The sequence below is a fragment of the Bacillus sp. DJP31 genome, from assembly GCF_049310945.1.
GTDB lineage: Bacteria > Bacillota > Bacilli > Bacillales > SA4 > Bacillus_BS.
The window spans coordinates 53,102-72,219 of the sequence record NZ_JBMERO010000001.1 but is presented as its reverse complement, the minus strand read 5'-3'; the positions used below and the strand labels follow the sequence as shown (position 1 = coordinate 72,219).

24 protein-coding genes and 1 other RNA gene are annotated in these 19,118 nt (G+C 37.2%); 16 read left to right on the top strand and 9 right to left on the bottom strand.

From position 1 onward, the window contains the following. Positions 1–72: 72 nt before the first annotated feature. Both ACOI1C_RS00375 and ACOI1C_RS00370 read left to right on the top strand, forming a co-directional pair. Positions 73–237 carry a hypothetical protein gene (locus ACOI1C_RS00375; protein WP_422506866.1) on the top strand — a complete coding sequence of 55 codons (165 nt, stop codon included), beginning with the start codon at positions 73–75 and terminating at the stop codon, positions 235–237. 107 nt (positions 238–344) lie between these two features. Continuing rightward, a complete protein-coding gene (locus ACOI1C_RS00370; protein WP_422506865.1) occupies positions 345–518 on the top strand; it encodes a hypothetical protein in 174 nt (57 codons plus the stop codon). A 126-nt stretch (positions 519–644) separates the two neighbouring features. Here ACOI1C_RS00370 and ACOI1C_RS00365 read toward each other — a convergent pair whose 3' ends face one another. The 4 genes from ACOI1C_RS00365 to fdhD all read right to left on the bottom strand — a co-directional run bounded on the left by ACOI1C_RS00365 (position 645) and on the right by fdhD (position 3,862). Then, the gene (locus ACOI1C_RS00365; protein WP_422506863.1) at positions 645–1,499 is read right to left on the bottom strand and encodes a manganese catalase family protein; all 855 of its coding nucleotides are present in this window, start codon (positions 1,497–1,499) and stop codon (positions 645–647) included. A gap of 300 nt (positions 1,500–1,799) precedes the next feature. Next, positions 1,800–2,030 carry a hypothetical protein gene (locus ACOI1C_RS00360; protein WP_422506861.1) on the bottom strand — a complete coding sequence of 77 codons (231 nt, stop codon included), beginning with the start codon at positions 2,028–2,030 and terminating at the stop codon, positions 1,800–1,802. 2 nt (positions 2,031–2,032) lie between these two features. Continuing rightward, positions 2,033–3,052 (bottom strand): GTP 3',8-cyclase MoaA, encoded by a 1,020-nt coding sequence (gene moaA, locus ACOI1C_RS00355; RefSeq protein ID WP_422506859.1) that lies wholly within the window; start codon positions 3,050–3,052, stop codon positions 2,033–2,035. An 18-nt stretch (positions 3,053–3,070) separates the two neighbouring features. Then, positions 3,071–3,862 (bottom strand): formate dehydrogenase accessory sulfurtransferase FdhD, encoded by a 792-nt coding sequence (gene fdhD, locus ACOI1C_RS00350; RefSeq protein ID WP_422506857.1) that lies wholly within the window; start codon positions 3,860–3,862, stop codon positions 3,071–3,073. A 319-nt stretch (positions 3,863–4,181) separates the two neighbouring features. Here fdhD and ACOI1C_RS00345 point away from each other — a divergent pair, with 319 nt between their 5' ends. The 4 genes from ACOI1C_RS00345 to ssrS all read left to right on the top strand — a co-directional run bounded on the left by ACOI1C_RS00345 (position 4,182) and on the right by ssrS (position 9,010). Continuing rightward, on the top strand, positions 4,182–5,501 hold the full coding sequence (locus tag ACOI1C_RS00345) for an L-lactate MFS transporter (protein WP_422506855.1): 1,320 nt from the start codon (positions 4,182–4,184) through the stop codon (positions 5,499–5,501). Between the two features lie 74 nt (positions 5,502–5,575). Next, on the top strand, positions 5,576–5,935 hold the full coding sequence (locus tag ACOI1C_RS00340; protein ID WP_422506853.1) for a DUF2294 domain-containing protein: 360 nt from the start codon (positions 5,576–5,578) through the stop codon (positions 5,933–5,935). A gap of 385 nt (positions 5,936–6,320) precedes the next feature. Continuing rightward, entirely contained in the window at positions 6,321–8,681 is a 2,361-nt protein-coding gene (locus ACOI1C_RS00335; RefSeq protein WP_422506851.1) for an FdhF/YdeP family oxidoreductase, read from the top strand. Between the two features lie 150 nt (positions 8,682–8,831). Further along, a non-coding RNA gene (gene ssrS, locus ACOI1C_RS00330) (6S RNA) lies at positions 8,832–9,010 on the top strand. A gap of 40 nt (positions 9,011–9,050) precedes the next feature. Here ssrS and ACOI1C_RS00325 read toward each other — a convergent pair. Continuing rightward, positions 9,051–9,473: a hypothetical protein gene (locus ACOI1C_RS00325; protein WP_422506849.1), complete on the bottom strand. Its 423-nt coding sequence runs from the start codon at positions 9,471–9,473 to the stop codon at positions 9,051–9,053. Positions 9,474–9,559: 86 nt separating this feature from the next. Between ACOI1C_RS00325 and ACOI1C_RS00320 the strand changes: the two genes are divergently transcribed. Further along, positions 9,560–9,724, top strand: coding sequence for a hypothetical protein (locus tag ACOI1C_RS00320; protein ID WP_422506847.1), 165 nt, complete (start codon positions 9,560–9,562; stop codon positions 9,722–9,724). 163 nt (positions 9,725–9,887) lie between these two features. Beyond that, on the top strand, positions 9,888–11,222 hold the full coding sequence (locus tag ACOI1C_RS00315) for a cytochrome P450 (protein ID WP_422506845.1): 1,335 nt from the start codon (positions 9,888–9,890) through the stop codon (positions 11,220–11,222). A gap of 56 nt (positions 11,223–11,278) precedes the next feature. Here ACOI1C_RS00315 and ACOI1C_RS00310 read toward each other — a convergent pair whose 3' ends face one another. Next, a complete protein-coding gene (locus tag ACOI1C_RS00310) occupies positions 11,279–11,392 on the bottom strand; it encodes a YjcZ family sporulation protein (RefSeq protein WP_422506843.1) in 114 nt (37 codons plus the stop codon). 158 nt (positions 11,393–11,550) lie between these two features. Here ACOI1C_RS00310 and ACOI1C_RS00305 point away from each other — a divergent pair, with 158 nt between their 5' ends. Further along, positions 11,551–11,667 carry a YjcZ family sporulation protein gene (locus ACOI1C_RS00305; RefSeq protein ID WP_422506841.1) on the top strand — a complete coding sequence of 39 codons (117 nt, stop codon included), beginning with the start codon at positions 11,551–11,553 and terminating at the stop codon, positions 11,665–11,667. A gap of 156 nt (positions 11,668–11,823) precedes the next feature. Then, entirely contained in the window at positions 11,824–13,275 is a 1,452-nt protein-coding gene (locus ACOI1C_RS00300; RefSeq protein ID WP_422506840.1) for a pyruvate kinase, read from the top strand. Positions 13,276–13,379: 104 nt separating this feature from the next. Here ACOI1C_RS00300 and ACOI1C_RS00295 read toward each other — a convergent pair whose 3' ends face one another. Beyond that, on the bottom strand, positions 13,380–14,069 hold the full coding sequence (locus ACOI1C_RS00295; protein ID WP_422506838.1) for a hypothetical protein: 690 nt from the start codon (positions 14,067–14,069) through the stop codon (positions 13,380–13,382). A gap of 164 nt (positions 14,070–14,233) precedes the next feature. Here ACOI1C_RS00295 and ACOI1C_RS00290 point away from each other — a divergent pair, with 164 nt between their 5' ends. The 3 genes from ACOI1C_RS00290 to ACOI1C_RS00280 all read left to right on the top strand — a co-directional run bounded on the left by ACOI1C_RS00290 (position 14,234) and on the right by ACOI1C_RS00280 (position 16,102). Further along, positions 14,234–14,410 (top strand): hypothetical protein, encoded by a 177-nt coding sequence (locus ACOI1C_RS00290; protein WP_422506837.1) that lies wholly within the window; start codon positions 14,234–14,236, stop codon positions 14,408–14,410. Positions 14,411–14,700: 290 nt separating this feature from the next. Continuing rightward, complete coding sequence (locus tag ACOI1C_RS00285; protein WP_422506835.1) at positions 14,701–15,540, top strand: oxidoreductase; 840 nt, start codon at positions 14,701–14,703, stop codon at positions 15,538–15,540. Between the two features lie 112 nt (positions 15,541–15,652). Then, on the top strand, positions 15,653–16,102 hold the full coding sequence (locus ACOI1C_RS00280; protein WP_422506833.1) for a pyridoxamine 5'-phosphate oxidase family protein: 450 nt from the start codon (positions 15,653–15,655) through the stop codon (positions 16,100–16,102). 179 nt (positions 16,103–16,281) lie between these two features. On the opposite strand, the gene ACOI1C_RS00275 is transcribed toward ACOI1C_RS00280, so the two are convergent. Next, entirely contained in the window at positions 16,282–16,446 is a 165-nt protein-coding gene (locus ACOI1C_RS00275) for a hypothetical protein (protein WP_422506831.1), read from the bottom strand. A gap of 58 nt (positions 16,447–16,504) precedes the next feature. Continuing rightward, on the bottom strand, positions 16,505–17,290 hold the full coding sequence (locus tag ACOI1C_RS00270) for a VOC family protein (protein ID WP_422506829.1): 786 nt from the start codon (positions 17,288–17,290) through the stop codon (positions 16,505–16,507). A gap of 86 nt (positions 17,291–17,376) precedes the next feature. On the opposite strand from ACOI1C_RS00270, the gene ACOI1C_RS00265 reads away from it, so the two are divergent. The 3 genes from ACOI1C_RS00265 to ACOI1C_RS00255 all read left to right on the top strand — a co-directional run bounded on the left by ACOI1C_RS00265 (position 17,377) and on the right by ACOI1C_RS00255 (position 19,118). Further along, a complete protein-coding gene (locus ACOI1C_RS00265) occupies positions 17,377–17,781 on the top strand; it encodes a VOC family protein (RefSeq protein ID WP_422506827.1) in 405 nt (134 codons plus the stop codon). A gap of 99 nt (positions 17,782–17,880) precedes the next feature. Then, the gene (locus ACOI1C_RS00260) at positions 17,881–18,339 is read left to right on the top strand and encodes a copper resistance CopC family protein (protein ID WP_422506825.1); all 459 of its coding nucleotides are present in this window, start codon (positions 17,881–17,883) and stop codon (positions 18,337–18,339) included. Between the two features lie 269 nt (positions 18,340–18,608). Then, a complete protein-coding gene (locus ACOI1C_RS00255; RefSeq protein WP_422506823.1) occupies positions 18,609–19,118 on the top strand; it encodes a hypothetical protein in 510 nt (169 codons plus the stop codon).

Below are 19,118 nucleotides of genomic sequence, written 5' to 3'. Positions count from 1 at the left end.
TTTTTGAGTTGGTACAGAATAGTTGGAATTTTGTGGTATAATTATATTGAATTTTAGAAGGGTGGTTGAATTATGAACAGTAGATACATTAGCATCTTTCTTTTAACGGCTATTTTAGAAACTATGTTAACTTTTTATTTTGAAGCTTTAGGTCTAGGAAGTCTTGTATTAGCTATTCTACTTTCATTTATCATAACTCCATTATTTAAGATAATTGAATTGCTCAAAAAGAGATAAGATACACAATATAGGAGAGCATATCTGGAGGGATTATCCATGATAAAAGTAAGATTTTATCTAATTTAAAGGATTCATATAATAATAAAGCGTCTGAACGGGACTCTATGCAAAAGCAAGATTGGAAGGAAACAGAACGGGAATTGTTCAATTTCTATCTACAGAAAGAAAGTGCAAAAAGCTTACTAGAAATTGGATTTCATGAGGAGCAACAGGTCATTGCAGTAAAAGAGGAAAATGGTGATGATGACAAGGAAGTACCCACTAGAAAAAAACGGTGAAAACCCACCTAATTTAGAGAGGTTTTATTTTGCTAAGTTATATTACATAAATATTGAAGAGCAAAAGTAACAATAAAAAATCAAAGCTACCCTGCAAACTAATTGGATAGCTTTGATAAAAATAAATTAGTTACTCATATCCCATAGCCCTGGACTATGTTCATTTGGCATATCAGGCAATTCAGGAATAGGAAAGCCCTGTGGTGGTGCTGTTACACTCAACTCGCCACCATTTCTGCTTGGAGTCTGACCTTGGAAAATCTCAGCCATTCTATTTTGATCCAATCTAAAATTAAACTGTACATTATGGTAGCCTAAGTCTACGTACTTTTTACACTCTGGGTATTTATTTATATCATAGTTTGGCACGGGGAAAAGCTTGCCCCAATCCACTCCTAATGTTTCTAAAGCCTTAGCAAATGCATTTTGATGAGCATTGTCACGAACAATCAAAAAACCGAGAGTTTCACGCAATGTTTTGTTTGAGCTCATTTCGTAAATTCTCGATTTCTGTAAAACACCAGTAGATTCAAGGATGAGGTTATTTAGTAAGTCAGCAATCAAGTTTCCATGGTTATAGACATATGAACCACTCCAAGGATTTCCTCCAGCGTCAACTGGTAGAGAGCCCTGAGCACCCATAATATAGTGGTGTGGATTTGCATGCTTAATTGCTTCGTCTAGAGGTGCGCCATCTACGCCGGCATTTCCAGGAGTGGGCTCACCAGAATCGTTTAAGAGCTGATTGATGGTGCTTTGTACAAGCTCAACATGAGCAATTTCTTCTAAAAATACCCCTCGAATTAAGTCTCGATATTGCTTTGCTTTTCCTCTGAAATTTGAACTCTGAAAGAAGTACTGCATCATTGTACGCATTTCACCAAATTGCCCACCTAATGCTTCCTGCAAGACTTTCGCTGCAGCCGGGTCTGGCTTATCAGGCTGAATAATATTGATTAATTCCTCTTTGTAATAGTACATTCAGGTTCCTCTTTTCTTTAATAAGTAATTTAATACAATCTTATCCTCTTCCTAGATTGGGGATTTATTCTTTTTTTATAATATCAGAATTTATATGGTCTAGTGCATCTGAATCAGGCTCCAGCGCCCAGCCCCTCGAGGTCAAATAAACTCAAGACAAAAAGGCAAAAAGAGCCTTTTTGTCTTCGCGAACATTTGCTATGCCTGGGCTAAACGGGGCGCTTGCGCCTTTTGTTCAAAGGCTTTATATGTAAATAGGTAAAAAAAGAACAATTCTACGGGGAGAATTGTTCTTGAATGTTATTCTGTAATAATAATAAGGGCTCTTTGATTTCGTTCAATTCGATCTGCATCTGTGGCTAAATCATATTTTTTCAACACATGAAACAGCTCATTTAGTTTTGTTTGAGAGGGGGAGAGAGAAAGAAATTGTGCCATCTGATTATGGATATCAGTAGGTAAGTAATTTTTTTGATCGGTTAACTTATTCATAACGTCTTCTAGTGAATGATCGAGTCTACAAGTACTCATCCTTACCCTCCAATGTGAGACATTTCCACTTTACTGCGCTTGGTAGAAGAAAGACCTCTTTCTTCAGAATATCGATCCTTTCTTCCATGCCATATTTCTTCTAGATGTGAAGTGAGCTCTTTGTCCGATAGTTCAGACCTTAGAGGACTCCTTAGATCATGACCACTATTTGCAAATAAACACGTATATAGCTTACCTTCTGCTGAAAGACGAGCACGGTTACATGATGAACAAAAAGCATCAGAAACGGAGGAAATCACACCTATTTCATCGTCTGATCCAATATAACGAAAACGTGTGGCAACTTCTCCCGTATAGTTTGGTTGAATAGCTTCAAGAGGCATCAATTTATGAATATCTTCAATGATTTGTTTCTTTGTATATACATCATCAAGTTTCCACTGATTAGAATTGCCTACATCCATAAATTCGATAAACCTTAGTATATGGCCTTTTTCTCTGAAAAATTGAGCCATAGGAATGATTTCGTCTTCATTCATCCCACGCTTAACGACCATGTTAATTTTAACCTGAAGTCCAGCTTCATGAGCAGCATGGATTCCGTCTAAAACAGACTGAACTGTGACGCCTCGTCCATTAATCTTTCCAAATACCTCGTCTTTTAGAGAATCTAAGCTAATTGATACACGATCAAGTCCTGCTTGTCTTAGCTCCTTTGCAAACTTTGGAAGGAAGTAGCCATTCGTTGTCATGGCAACATCCTCTACCCCTTGGATTTTTCTAAGCTTTGAAATTAAAAGAGGTAAATCCTTTCTCATAAGTGGTTCTCCACCAGTAATTCGTATCTTTTTAACGCCTAAGCCTTCAACAAATAGTTTCGTCAAACGCTCTAATTCCTCAAAAGACAGGAGCTCGTCCCTTTTTAAAAACTGGAAATCCGGTCCAAATATTTCAGCTGGCATGCAATAAGAACACCTAAAATTGCATTTGTCTGTTACTGAAATTCGAAGGTCTCGCAAAGGGCGTTTTAATTGATCGAGCACTTTTATATCGCTGTTCATCCGAGTGTTCCCTCCTTTCTATGGTTGTACAATTCGGTGGTGATGAGAGTAAATATTAAAGGAGCTTCCTCTAATAAAACCAACTGCTGTGATATTCAAATCTTCCGCTAATTTTATAGCTAAGTCAGTAGGGGCAGATTTGGAAAGGACAATCCCAACACCAATTTTTGCTGCCTTTAATAAAACCTCAGATGATATTCTTCCGCTAAATACAATTACTTTATCTCGAACAGGCAAACGGTTCATTAAACTATATCCATATAATTTATCAAGAGCGTTGTGACGACCAATATCTGTTCGGCTAGCAACTAGTTCAGTAGGAGAGCACAAAGCAGCGTTATGAACACCACCTGTCTCTTTAAATACTAGACTATTATTCTGCATTTTGTTCATCAAGTCTATACACTGAACTGGTGTCAGGGTCGTAGTAGAAGAAGAAGTCTTGGCAGTTCTAGCATCATTGTGAAAGTAAAATTGCCTACTTTTCCCACAACAAGAACCAATAAATCTCTTTGAGAAGTATTCCTGACTAGTTGTAATTTCCGCAAATAATTCCACATAGGCTATTCCTTTATTTTCGTCAATCTTCATGGATTTAATATCACGATTGAAACGAATGACACCTTCAGATGCTAGGAAACCAATGACCATCTCATCAAAATGAGTAGGAGTACACACCATTGTGGCAAATTCTTGATCATTTACAAAAATGGTGAGTGGGAATTCCATTACCACATCGTCTTCAACATTTTGTAAGATACCATGTGAATATTTTACTATATTATGATTATAACTGATTCTTTGAGCCATTTCATTCACACCTAATGTTTTAGTTTACTTAGAATATAATCATAGAACGAAACAATAAACAAGTAAATAACACTACCATATATAGGTTCCAAGTGATAGATTGAAAAAAACTATTGCGAGCTTTTATAGTTGATGGTAGTATTTGTTTACAAAGTTCATAAATTTGTAACATAATGATTCGAGATAGCGACCCTGTCTTCGCTTTATCATGCTATAAATTGGAAGCGTTTAACTGTTGGTCCGATAGTAGCGAAACCTGCTTGAAACTAACCGTCATTCTTTCTTAAGGCTCATGCTTTTTTGCGTGGTTTTAAGTTCGATGGCGGTTTTTAAGTTGTTCTTTGAGATTTGTAAGGGGGAATATATTGTGAAAAAAACAAAAAACCGTTGGCTAATTGCAGCCTCTGCGGTGGGAATCCACATTTCAATTGGTTCAGTGTATGCGTGGAGTAACTTTACCAATCCTTTAATGGAAGAGTTTGGTTGGTCTGCAAGTCAAGTGCAATTCACATTCAGTTTAGCGATCCTATTCTTAGGATTATCCGCAGCTTTTCTCGGTCATTTTGTGGAAAAGCATGGTCCTAAAAAAGCAGGATTACTAGCTGCAGGGTTTTTTGGAGTAGGGATTATGGGTTCTGGTTTTGCTGTAGCGATCGGATCACTGCCACTTCTTTATATTACGTATGGAGTATTAGGTGGTATTGGTTTAGGAGTAGGTTATATAGCACCTGTCTCTACATTAGTAAAATGGTTCCCTGACCGCCGAGGGCTTGCAACTGGTCTAGCCATTATGGGATTTGGTTTTGCTGCAGCGATTAGTAGTCCAATCATGGATACGCTCATCAAGTCAGTTGGAACTTCAACTACGTTTTATGTTTTAGGAGCTGCTTATTTTGTTATCATGATCTTATCTTCTTTATACTTAGAAAGACCTCCAGTAGACTGGGCTCCAGCTGGATTTAAAGAGAAAGTTCAATCAGGTAAAACAAGAATTAAAGAAGATTTATCTCAATTAACGGCAAATGAAGCTGTTAAAACAAAACGTTTTTGGTACTTATGGGTTATGTTATTCATTAACGTTACATGTGGTATTGCAATCCTGTCAGCAGCAAAACCATTGGCACAGGAAAGCATTGGTCTTACAACAGCAGAAGCTGCTGCACTTGTTGGTGTGATGGGATTATTTAATGGATTTGGCCGACTTGGTTGGGCTTCAATCTCAGACTACATTGGAAGACCAAACACGTACACAACATTTTTTGTCTTACAAATAGGACTCTTTTTCTTTTTACCGGTTACATCAGAAGCACTATTATTCCAAGTTATGTTAGCTATCGTATACACATGTTATGGTGGAGGTTTCGCGTCTATTCCTGCGTATATTGGAGATCTATTCGGAACCAAGCAGCTTGGTGCCATTCATGGCTATATTTTAACAGCTTGGGCTGCAGCAGGTTTGGCAGGTCCTATGTTTGCTGCTTGGATTAAGGATACAACAGGCAGTTATGCTGCAAGTTTATCTTTCTTCGGTGGATTATTTATTGTAGCATTACTTGTATCTCTATTAATTCGTCGTGATATAAGTAAAATACGTGCACAAAATGAAGCAAAAGGTACGGCTAACACTTTAGCAGGGTAAATACTTTTCATGCCCTATCTTTTTGTGGTAAAATTCTTAACATGTTTTAGCCTCTAAAGAGGTAGGGGGATATTATGAATAAGTATGAAGCTGAATTTAGCAATATTGTTCGGTCCTTTAGGAAAAAGCATATGGGTAAAGGCCCAAGCAAAATCACAACTACTTTTTGCAAAAACTGGGCTATATGTGAAATGGAAGGTAATCTTTCACCTGTCGAGAAATTTATTGCGAGTGCTTCTGAAGGCAAACAAGCACTTCGATCAGCTCGTACAGAAATGGTCAAGGACATCTATCGAAAGAATCCGCCTCTAGAGATGGAAGAATTCTTACAATGTAAATTTGTAGAATTATTTGTTGATATAGACATCGACCGGGATTTTGGAATGTCCATCTTCGTATTTGATGAGGATCTTCAGCAAAAATTTTCGAAATAAAAGGTATGGCACTTGGTAGCGACCCTGCTAAAGACTAACCACCGTCACGTCTAGTCACTTTTGGCTTGACTACGGTGGTTTTTTGTTTGAGGTGGGGTTTACTTCAATAAAGTAGGAGTTTGTATTATGACAAAATGCCTTATCGCTGATAATCTCAATATCGCCGTTAAACGTAAAATTCATTGATGAACTTTCAAATAGACCAATTAAGTGTAGGAGTTAAAAAATTAGTGGAGATAGAAAATTAGCCTAACGGTAATTCAAGTAAGACTTATCGTTAGTCTAGTTTTTCTAGCATATACATATTATATGTATCTAAAAATATAGTTTATTTAAACCAACTGAGAAGATAATTGATAGTTTAAATAGAGTAGGAGTGAATCAAATGGGAGAAACAAAACATCAAGGACCAATAAAAGCAACGAAAGCACTACAACCTAAACATTGGGTAAGTCCCATTCCGTTTGGTTTAGGGAAAGTAAAGCCTCAGCATTTCCGGGATACGATGAAAATTGCTTGGGATAATAAAGATAATTTAGGCTACGCGTCACGTATTTTAACACAAGGTGTTTGTGATGGCTGTGCACTAGGTGTCTCAGGACTTTATGATCAGACATTGAAAGGCCCTCATATTTGTACAACAAGAATGAACGTTCTACGTTTAAATACAATGCCAGCTCTAAAGGAAGAAATTGTGCATGCTGACATAGATGAACTTAGAAAATACAGCAGTACGGAACTAAGAAAACTAGGACGTATTCCATACCCACTCATTCGTCGAAAGGGTGAAAGGAAATTCTCACGTATTACTTGGGATGATGCGATGGATATGATTGCCAATAAAATGAAGGAACTAGATCCGAAGCAATATGGCTTTTATTTAACATCAAGAGGAATTACAAATGAGTCGTATTATGTGGCTGGAAAAGTAGCTCGTTTTCTTGGAGCAAACAATATTGACAATGCGTCACGTATTTGTCATTCTCCGAGTAAAACAGCCTTAAAGCGATCTATTGGAGTAGGTGCTTCCACTTCAAATTATCAGGATTGGTTTGGAACGGACGTGCTTTTGTTTTGGGGAAGTGTAGCTTCGAATAGTTCGCCTGTTTCAACTAAATATATGTTAGAGGCGAAAAAGAGAGGCACGAAGATTATTGTCGTCAACCCATACAGTGAGCCTGCGATGGACAAATATTGGATTCCATCTAATCTCGAGTCTTCTTTATTTGGCACAAAAATTGCTGATGACTTCTATCAAGTAAATATTGGCGGAGATATTGCGTTCATGCATGGAATTATGAAGCATTGGTTTGAGATGGAAGAATTGGCTTATGGTTCTGCCATCAATCATCAATTTGTTCAAGAACATGTAAATGGCTATGAGGAAATGAAGGCAAATGTTCAAGAGCAATCATGGGATGAAATTATTAAATCGTCAGGCGTCCCACATGACAGAATCGTTGAATTAGCGGAGCTACTAGCGAAAAGTAAAAACGCGGTTATTGCTTGGGCTTTAGGTCTAACGATGCACTCTTTTGCAACAGATAATATCTCACAGGTTGCCAATCTAGCCCTTTTACGTGGATATCTAGGACGTAAAAATAGTGGATTAATGCCTTTCCGAGGTCATTCCTCAGTTCAGGGTTCAGGAGAAATGGGTGCAGATCCGTTTGTTTTACCTGGTGGTGGCTTTGATCCAGCCTATATCGAGCGCATGGAAAAGATCTGGGGATTTGAAATTCCTAAATGGCAAGGAGATATTGTTGGGGTTACACTTGAAAATATTGTTCTTCCTGAAGATCACGAGCGTAAAATTAAACTTTATTATTTATCGGGTGGCAACTTTCTAGAAACAATGCCAGACCCTGACTTTATAGAAAAAGCATTATCAGAATTAGACATACGTGTTCATCAAGATATTATATTTAATACGTCGACGTTGGTTGACGCGAAGGAAGCAGTTATTGTCCTTCCTGCTAAAACTCGCTATGAACAGGATGGCGGTGGGACATCCACTTCGACAGAACGTATGGTTTATTTCTCTCCAGAGATTGAAGGGAATAAAAACTTCATTGAAGAAGCACGTTCAGAGTGGAAAATCTACATTGACCTAGCCAAGCGGATCAAGCCTGAAACTGCTCACTTAGTTGACTTTAAAACCGGTCAAGAAATTCGAGATGAAATAGCGATTGCCAATAAGGACTATGACGGAGTTCAACATTTAAAGAAGAAAGGTGATGTTTTTCAATGGGGCGGCGCATGGTTGTGTGAAGGTGGAATTTGTCCTACTCCAGATGGAAGAGGGAATTTAATTCCCGTAGATATTCCAGACTTAGGTAAAAAAGAAGGCCAATTTGTCGTCACATCTAGACGTGGAAAGCAGTTTAATTCTATGGTCTATAAAGAAACTGATCCTTTCAATGGTGCGGGGCGATACGATGTTCTAATGAATGCTGAAGATGCTAGAGCATTAAGTATCTCAGAAGGTGAAGGCATTGTGGTTTACAATGGATTTGGTGTATTCCAGGGTAGAGCGAAATTTGTAGATATTGCAAGAGAAAACCTTGAAGTTCATTTTCCAGAAGGGAATTTTCTCCTACCAAGAGGTAGATATGAAAAATTTGCGGGTATTCCAGATTATAATATTACGGTGTCAGTTGAAAAGGCGGACCGATTTAATGCTCGGAAGGACGCACAATATTTAGAAAAACGGATTGAAGATCTAGAAATTGATGCACCTGAATGATTCTTTAAATGCCTATAAATAATAGCTGATGCACTTTTTACATGAAAAATGGAACACATTTCTATCGTTACCTTCTATTTACTAATGCAATACCACCCAATCTTTAGTAAGATAGTTCTTGTAGGGAAAACACCACAACAACAAAATAAAAAATTCCTGTTTTGTTCGTGACCACATAAAAAAACTGAATAAATATAGAATGGAATGTCTACATTAGCAGCAGGACGTCAAGCTCCAGTACCACTGAGATCACGAGAACGTTGTTTGCGACAATCCCCCTGAGGAAAGTTCAGGTTTTTCTATATCGGTCACGGCAACACGGGAGCTACATATTAGACTTAAAACCCACTCTTATATAGAGTGGGTTTTTTAATAATTACTTAACTTTTCAATACGATGCGATTTTTCATACAATCGAAACACATCATCGGTAACAATGACAAGCTGCCGACCCTTGCTTAGCTGACCTACCGCCTTTCTAATTCCTTGAGAGGTTTCTTCATCTTCTTTATGAAATCCACTTACAATAATACGCTCTCCATCTACTAATACATCTGTTGTAAGAGAAGGGAATTCCTGTTTGATCTTCCCATTTATTTGATTCTCCAACAGTTTATCCGTTGAAATTGCATCGTATGGCTCAACGTGTACAGCTTTTGAATTATGAGAAAGTGGTGAAGCATGATGTGAGATGTACTCTGACTCTGTCATATTGGAGTGAGAGGGATCAATAGCTAAGTTATTACAACCTGTAAAGGAAATAAGTAAAAAAATTAAAATAAAACATCTCAATAAAAGCCCTCCCTTTTTCTTAGTTTGTCAAAAAAATTAAAGGGCATACTATCCACATATAAGATTCAAGAAAGGGAGCGGAAAATATGAAGGATAAAAAGGAAGAAAAACATGAGGAGATACATTCCAACATATCTGGATCCTTTCAGGTTGTGAATAAGGACAGACGAGAGGACTTAGATGAAATTAAAGAGAAATATGGTTTAGATGAAGAATCCCTATATTACGCTAGACAATTCATGGAGGATTAATAAATGCTGCAAGTCTAAAAAGGCTTGCCTTTTTTATATGGAATAAGATTGACTTTGTGTGGTTTTATAAATGAAGAGTGTTTATTACACATTAAATCTTTCAAAAAAAGAAATAAAGAGATAAGATTTTCTATACATACATTTAGAAGGTAGGACGAAAAAAATGACTGAGCTTGTTAAAATGGGCGGCTTTCCACTTACACAATATATAAATTTTCGAATTAACCCCTTAGCATGGCTTTATAACACTCATAAGCAAGGAGATATTGTAGGAATCAATCCAAACCACCCGAAACCTTCTTTTGTCGTTTATGCTCCTGAGGCAATTAAAGAAATTTTAACAACGAAAGACTCCTTTTTTGAAAAAGGCGACTCTTCTAAGGTATTCAGTAAAACTCTAGGAAACGGCCTCTTAACAAGTGAGGGAACCGAACATCAGCGCCAGAGAAAAATGATCCAGCCAGCTTTTCATAAGAAAAGGATTGCCTCTTACGGAGATAGCGTTTCAGTTTTTACGCAGGATTTAATCTCAACATGGAAAACAGGTGAAAGCAGGTTAATTAATCAGGATATGATGAACCTAACCCTTCGAATTATTGTAAAAACTCTGTTTGGAACGGATGTTCACAAGGAATCGTCTAGTATCACAAAGGCGGTAAACGATATTATTGAGAAGTCTGCACAATCCTTGTTTTTACCTTTTCCCTTTCTCGACCTTGTGCCGACAAGAAAGAATCAAAGAAATAAAAAAGGTATTGCCGTTCTTGAAGGCTTGGTTAAACAGCTCATCCAAGAAGCTACCAATCAGAGTGACGAGGATGAGGATCATCTTTTGCAGATGCTTCTTCAAAGCAAATATGAGGATGGCACTTCTCTATCGCAACAGGAGATTCGCGATCAAGTTGTTACATTTGTAATCGCTGGTCATGAGACAACAGCAAATGTGCTTTCGTGGATCTGGTTCTTGCTAAGTCAAAATCCTTCCGTCGAAAAAAAATTTCATGAAGAAATCGACACTGTTCTAAATGGAGAGAATCCAACATTTGGTGACGTTTCACAATTACCCTACACACACCAAATTTTTCAAGAAGCATTACGTTTGTATCCTGCCGCTTGGATTATCCTTCGTCAGGCAAAAGAAGATGTTCAAATTACGGGACATACGTTTCCAAAAGGCTCATCCTTTCTCATTAGTCCCTATGTAGTTCACCGTATTCCACTTTACTTTGATCAACCAGAGTCCTTTCTTCCAGAGAGATTCAGTAAAGAACGATCATCAAGCATCCCGAATTATGCTTATTTTCCATTCGGAGCTGGATCAAGAGGTTGTATAGGCAGTCAATTTGCCATGATGGAAACCATCCTAGTCATGGCAACAATCGGTCAACATTATAAGCTGAAGCTGTCACAACCTGTTGAAGATATTGTTCCTGAACCACTGTTATCTTTACGGATAAAGGGTGGTATACAAATGAAGGTTGAAGAGCGTAAGAGGTAGATTGTATAAAAAAATGAAGTCCTGTTGATCATTCAACAGGACTTCATTCTATAAAATTAAGCCCAAGCAGCTCCAACGATAATTAACAAGATAAATAACACAACGATTAACACAAAGCTGTTCCCATAGCCGTAGCTAGGTTGGCTGTAACCATATCCACATCCGTACATAAGATGTCACCTCCACAAACGATGTATTATAACCTATGTTGGTAGGCAATTAGATGACAGGGCATTTGCCTATTGGGAATAGCCTAAATAAAAATAGTCATGAAATCCAAACCAATCTATTCTTTTTGCATACGCTATGTCGAAGTGAGGTGATTTTGATGAGTGAAATAAGCAAATATGCAGGTGCAGGATTTGCACTAGTTGTTGTCCTATTCATCCTTTTAATCATTGTTGGTGCTGGCGGATTTGGTGGCAGTGGCGGTTACGGTTATTAATTTTCTACTAAAGATCCCTAGACTTTTTCTAGGGATCTTTACATATAATCAAATCTTTACAATAAGATGACTAAACAATCGTGAAGAGTCAGCATATCAATTATATGTATATAATATAGAAGGGTTAACCGATTTGCCACGAAAAGAGGGAGAAGCATGCAAAAGGAAGCTGCTTTACTAGTCATGGAAGACTTTTATTTAGAGATTCAAAACCTACAAGCAACACTGGTGAAAAAGAACCCATTGATGAGTAAACAAGATCAAGTCCTCAATCTATTAAGCTATATTAGATTCAGAAATTGTCGATATGATTCTTTCCATACCTTTTCAAAGAACCATGGTTTACCATGTTTTGACCATAAAGCCATTCTTTTCTCAGTAAATCAGATGTATCAACTATTATCATGTAAAGAAGGATTCTCCGAGGTTGGGAGACAACCGTTTATACATCCACAAATGGCAGAACAAGTTCTACTAGAAAATTCGTCAAAATTATTCGGAGCAAAGGGTACTCATACTCCAATCATGGTCACGCTTGATAAAAAAATGTTAGCAAGACAGGAGGTTTTTTATCATTTAATTAAAAATGGTATGAATGTTGCCAGAATAAAGTGTGCTCATGATGACCAAGGGACATGGGAACAATTTATTTTTGAGATAAGAGAAGCAGGTGAAAGGCTCCAGAAGGATTGTAAGATATACGTGGACTTATCAGGACCTAAGCTTAGGGTAGGAGAATTTGCGAATCCTACCAATTTACGGATTTCTCTTAGAAAAGGAAATAAATTACGATTATATAAAGATAGTAACTATTTAGGTCATGCAAAAAATGACCTTCAACCTGCATCTGTAGGAGTGAATCTTCCTAAGGCACTTTCCAATGTGAAACAGGGTGACCGTATTTTTATGGATGACGGAAAATTAGCAGGAGTCATTACAGAAGTAAATAGGGAGTATGTTGAGATGGTTGTTATATCCAGCAGCCTAAAATCCTATAAACTAAAAGAAGGTAAAGGCATTAACCTACCTGACTCGCTTTTATATTTGAGTTTACCTTCATTGACTAGGAAGGACCTTCAAGACCTTAGATTTATTGTAAATTACGCCGATATTTTAGGTGTTTCTTTCATCCATCATCCTCAGGATTTACGTAGAGTAAAGCAAGAGCTAGCCCAACTAACAGACCGGAAAATTCCGATTGTAGCGAAAATTGAAACAAAGCATGCTGTTCAAAATTTAGCGAGTATTCTTGTAGAAGGATTAGAATTCGATGTATTCGGCATCATGATTGCTAGAGGAGATTTGGCTGTTGAAGTGGGTTTTGATAAACTAGCCATCGTTCAAGAATCTATTCTCAATCTTTCACATGCTGCGCACATTCCCGTCATTTGGGCTACTCAAGTGTTAGATAATCTTGCAAAGACTGGAATACCTACTCGAGCGGAAATATCAGATGTTGCAGTAGGGAGTCAAGCGCAATGTCTGATGTTAAACAAGGGTCCATTTATAGAAGAAGCCGTTGGTATGCTTTCATCAGTGCTTTCGTTAATTAAAAATGAACATACAAGGGATAGAACAGCTGAATCTATATTTTCTCAATACTTGTAATACGATTTGAAAATCAGCGTATGGAAAAAGGGCCAACACTCGTTGACCCTTACTATTCTATCTAAACAGTATGACTATTTAATTTTTCCATATTTTATTACTTGTTATAGTGTCTGCTTGCTTACAAGTTGTCCCATGAACTCGTTAAACAAATCCGCAATATAAGCTGCTTCATCCTCTTTGAAATAGAAGATCATTTCGTCTTCTAAATCTTCATCTTTATGTTTAAGAATGGTATGACGATAAATAACCCCGTCACCAGACTCAATATCTCGGCCAAGTCTTAAGTGAATGGAATATTCATCTTTTTCCTCATCCTCAATATGCAAGTGCTTATCGTTTGATATCCATTCAATGGATTCCTTTAACTCATCGAGATTATCACCAACAAACTCAAGACCTTCGAAATCTAAATCTTCGTCATCATCAATTTCATCATTAAGCTCGTCCATATCTTCGTCAAACAATTCATCCTCATCGGTATCTCCTATGTATTCATGAAAGGTGGCATGCACATAGCCAAGCAACTCATCTGCATCCATGAATAAAACCTTTGATTGGATATCTAGTTCTTCATGATAATAGAACGAGAAAAATTCTTGATTCGTCGGATCAAAGCTAATCACACAGAAATCCTGAATATCATCTAACGTTTGGATTGAAAAAATAAACTCAGGATGATAAGTCGTTGTGTTCGTGTCAAACAGAATCTCAAAATCATCAAACGACTCACATAAATCTGGTAAACCAATTCGTACTGCATTCTCCATCCGATTAAACCATTCTAAACTCATGAAAAACCCTCCTTATTAAATAAAGTCCTTACTATCATTCCCAATTCAAGGGGAAAAATAATATAAATGTTCTTTTCAACTAGTTAATTTCTCTATCACTTTGATGTGAGAGCAATTATATGAGATAATAGAAAAAAAGATCCTACATAAAAGGTGGGAAGAACATGAAAAATAAAAATAAGTTTCAAGTAGATGATAAAGTAACATTAAAACTTACTGGTGAGACAGTAACAGTTACCCAGTTTCAATATGTGGCGAATATGAAGAGATACTCATACACATTGAAAGAACATCCACAATCCTTTTACTTTGAGGAAGAAATTGAATGTGCGAAAGAATAAAAAATCCCTCATAAGGGGGATTTTATTATTTTGAAAAAATGAATTACTTTTTCTTAGGCCACCAATTACTTGGTGGTTTTTTTATAATATCAGAATTTATATGTGCTTGTGGATCTGAATCCGGCTCCAGTGCCCTGCCCCTCGAGGTCAAATAACCTGAAAAAAAGAAAAGGGAAAACCACCCTTTTAATTTTTTTTAGAACATTGCTATACCAGAGGCAAAACGGGGCCCTTGCGCCTTTTGTTACGAAAAATGAGTGATAAAATTACAAGAAAAGGGGGTAAGTGGTATGGATCAACTTATTGCTGTTGTAACAGGTTCGTCAAGCGGATTTGGACTTGAAACGTGCCTAGAGTTTGCAAGTCGAGGCTATCTTGTTATAGCGACTATGAGGGATACAGAGAAGAGGACTAGGTTAATGGAGCTAGCAACAAAACAAGGGCTAGATGGGTATCTTGATATACAGCCTTTGGATGTAACAGATGGATCATCGATAATGGCTTGGAGTCATTACATGAACCGTATTGGAAGAATTGATGTTCTAGTAAACAATGCGGGCTATGCTGGAGCTGGATTTGTTGAGGAAATTCCACTAGATGAATACCGAAATCAATTTGAGACGAATGTTTTTGGGGTCATAGCTGTGACACAGGTTGTCCTACCGTTTATGAGAGAAGCGGGGAAGGGGAAAATTATTAACCTTAGTAGCATTAGTGGACGAATTGCATTTCCAGGCCTATCACCTTATATCGCATCAAAGCATGCATTAGAGGGTTGGAGTGAATCCCTTAGACTCGAGATGAAACCGTTTGGAGTGGATGTTGCGAATGTAGAGCCAGGTTCGTTTCAAACCGGTATTTGGTCAACTGGCAAACAAATCACGGAAAAATCCTTGCAAACTGACTCTCCATATTATGAAACGATGCAAAAGATAGAGAAGTATATAAAAGACGGTGAACCCAAGTACGAAGATCCTCATCTTGTTGCCAGGTTAATTGCAGACATTGCGGAGAAAGAAAATCCCACTTTCCGACATCCTATTGGAAAAGGAGTCAGAATCGGGATTGCTCTTAAAAATAGCATCCCGTGGAAGTATTGGGAGAGAATGTTTTTTAGCAAGATGAAATAAACTAGTGGTGTATAGCAAGGTATTTCGTTTTCATTCTTTTTGGTTGTGTAGTAGACTAGTCAGTGATAGTTGAATATTGAATTCTGTGATAAGGATAAGGAAGTGACATTACATGGCAAAAACGCACGAATCCATTCCGCAATCTGTAGTGGAAACATTAAAGCAAGAGGTTATCGTATCTCTGATCACAATTACACCAGGAAATGATGCCCAAGTAAGCGTTGTATCTTGGGTACTTCCAAGTGAAGATGGGAAAAAGGTTGGGATTGCAGTCGGGCATAAGGGCTCTAGCATCACAAATCTACAAAATAATCCCAATGTGACTCTTGGTTTTTTTGCAGATGAAACGTACTATTCAGTTAAAGGTAAAGCAACGGTATCAGATATCATTGAAAAAACAATGAAATTCCGTGTAATTACAGTTGATGTGACTGAAGTAGAAGATGTCATTTTCTACGGTGGAAAAGTAGTTCAACAGCCAACTTATGAAAAAACATATGACAAAGCACTAGCTGAAACGCTTGATAACGAGGTTCATGAGCTATTAACAGAATACATTTAAGAAAAGCGTAAGTGCTTTGTTCAGCCCCGAAAAGCAAATGTTCCCAAAAGGAAAAAAGGTTTATTTTCCCTTTTATTCTTTTGGGGTTATTTGACCTCGAGGGGCTAGGCACTGGAGCTAGATCAATACCCAAGCTAACAAAAATGCACCTTCTTTTTTATGTTCAAGAATTCAGTTCTTTAAAACTTATTTAAATCGATTCGAAAACGAGCATCTCGGGCCAGACCTTCATAGGTAGACAATGTATCTTCAGAACCAGAAGTAGGGTCTGTATTTTCATTTGCTAAATTAGCTTCATTCGAAATATACAAAACTTCATTTGTTAAATGGTTTTCTTTATTCAAGTTATTTCACTCCTTACAGTAAGATGAATATTTCTATCTTTTCTAATTTGACAGTATTCTACTCAAAGAAATGATAGATTCCACCATTTAATTGAATAAGTTTATTGTCATTCACTCCACTAATTCCACAAAGAAACGGTCTTTCTCCAAGATTTTCAACTACTCCTTGTTTCGATTCATAAAATCGTATGAAGAAATCGCCGATTACTAACTCGGAGTACACGCCAAATGAATCTTCATTCTCAGTTGTGCGTTTTGAATCAAAGTTAAAGACTAAACTGTATTTTTCGACTGCGCATTTTCTGTTCTTTACAGAAATCCCGAGATAGGAGAGACTAAGACGACCGATGTTATGTTGAAAAAGTGATTGCATGGCTAGTTCTCGAACATCATCATCATGACCCCATTGAATGAAAAAAGGATAACGTACATGGTTTTCATCATCCTCTTTTATAAATAGCATCGACCAGCTTAGAGTTGTTCCATCATCCTTCTTACGACTTCCATCTACTGGTCCTAGGACGTCGAATCCTCGCTTCTTGAGATCAATTGACCATTCTCTAAGATTATCTACCCTAAAAGCTAGCTGTGAAAAGCCCTCTCCAATTGCAGAATCCTTTACAATTTGTTGAATAAGTACATTGTCAGAAGCCTTAGACGTTTCCATATCCATAATGCCAATCCATTCTATGTACCTTAAGCCTTGAAAGTAGCAAAGGTTGTTAAAAGTTCCCCAATTTTGATGCTTCCCACCATGAATCGCATTAAATCCTAATGTTTGAAAGGCTACCTTAGTATGTTCTGGGTTATGGGTAAAATGAACGAGATGGTCAAATTTTAACATGTTAGATCATTCTCCTTTATAACTTCCATTTGTTACTACTCATATATAGTATAGTATAAACAATGAACGTAAAAGGAGGGGACTTAATGATTGAAATCCAAGATTTTCACCATATTAGCCTTTCAATAACTGATCTAGACAAAGCCAAGCATTTTTACGGAAACATACTTGGCCTTAAGGAATTAAATCGGCCGAATTTTGACTTTCCTGGTGCATGGTATCAGATAGGAAGTGCTCAACTTCATTTAATACTGCATCCCGTATCGCAAACCTTAAGGTCTGAGGCATCGATGGATAGTAGAGATTCCCATTTTGCGATCCGGGTAAAGGACTACCATGAAACATTGAATTATTTAAAGAAAAATAACATTGTTGTCCATGAAAATCCAAATAGTAAGAGTGGCTTTGCCCAAATATTTTGCATGGATCCAGATCATAATCTGATCGAATTCAATGTGGATCAAAGGGATTTTTACACGGAAATGCTATAGCCATTCATCAATTTTCTGTATTTGTAATTGATCCAAAATTTAGAACTTCTCGTTAGACCTTGTAGAGATGCATTCATCTAAGGATTAGGAGATGTTCAGATGATTAAAAAAATAATGTCCGTTTTCATGATAAGTCTCTTTTTATTTTCAACTCAAGCCCTTGCACATACGACACTAAAAAGCTCAACTCCAAGCGAGGGTCAAATACTCACTCAATCTATAAATGAAGTTACCTTAAATTTTGGAGCAAAAGTTGAACAAACTAGCACGCTCGAAGTGTTAAAAACAAATGGAGAAGCCGTTAGCCTTCAAAGTGTTTCGACTGGAGATGACCTCATGACAGGAATCTTTCAGGAACCATTAGAGAATGGAGAATATCTTGTAAAATGGAAAATCATTGGTGCTGATGGCCATCCAATCAACGGAGAATACTCTTTTACTATTGAAACAGCGGAGCAAGCTGCCGAAGAAGTTGAAGTGGAGAATGTAGATACAAGTGAAGAAAAAGTAGATCAAAGTCAAGTCCAGACAAATCAAATGTTATGGATGAAAAAGTAGAAAGCACCACTCAAGTAGTAGAAAAGCGAAATAATTTGCTTCCAATTAGTAGCTTCCGCTTTCACGATTGTAGGAATCAGTCTCTTTTGGTGGATACTAAGGAGGAAGTAAATGATGATTTATGTAGGAGTGATCAGTGAAGCCGTAATCTATTAATGCTTCTCAATTCTTATAGTTCCTTTATTTTTCAGATGATTCCCCAATCATTAAAACCTAAGATTCACGTTCCTCAGAAGATTCTAGTACTTTCAATTTTGGGCATTGCGATTATGTCCTTTATCCCGGTCATTAAAGTCATCCTGCTCGTTTACGAAGACTATGGCTTAAAAGCATCAATGAAATATGTAATCTTCACGTTTGAAGTAGGTAAAGGGTGGTTGTTGACATTATTTGTTTCTATCATTCTCCTTGCATATATGAAGCTTGCTGCGTTAAAAGATGTTGCCTATTATGCGGTTGGAATCATATTTATTATTCTACTACTTATCGCACAAGGTTGGTCGAGCCACGCAGGGACTATTTCCGTAGCAGGCTTTGCCACTCATTCATTTCACTTCTTAGCGGTTACAATTTGGGTAGGGGTCATTGTTGTAGCAAGCTTTTTTTCGCAAAATAAAGAAAATTGGTTACGGTTTTTAAACTGGTTTACACCGCTTGCGATTGTATGTTTGATTACAATTATTATCTCTGGACTCTCTGGACTCATTCTTATGAAATTTTTAATAGATTATAACGAATACACTTGGCTGCTACCGTATGGGCAAGTAATCTTAATCTAG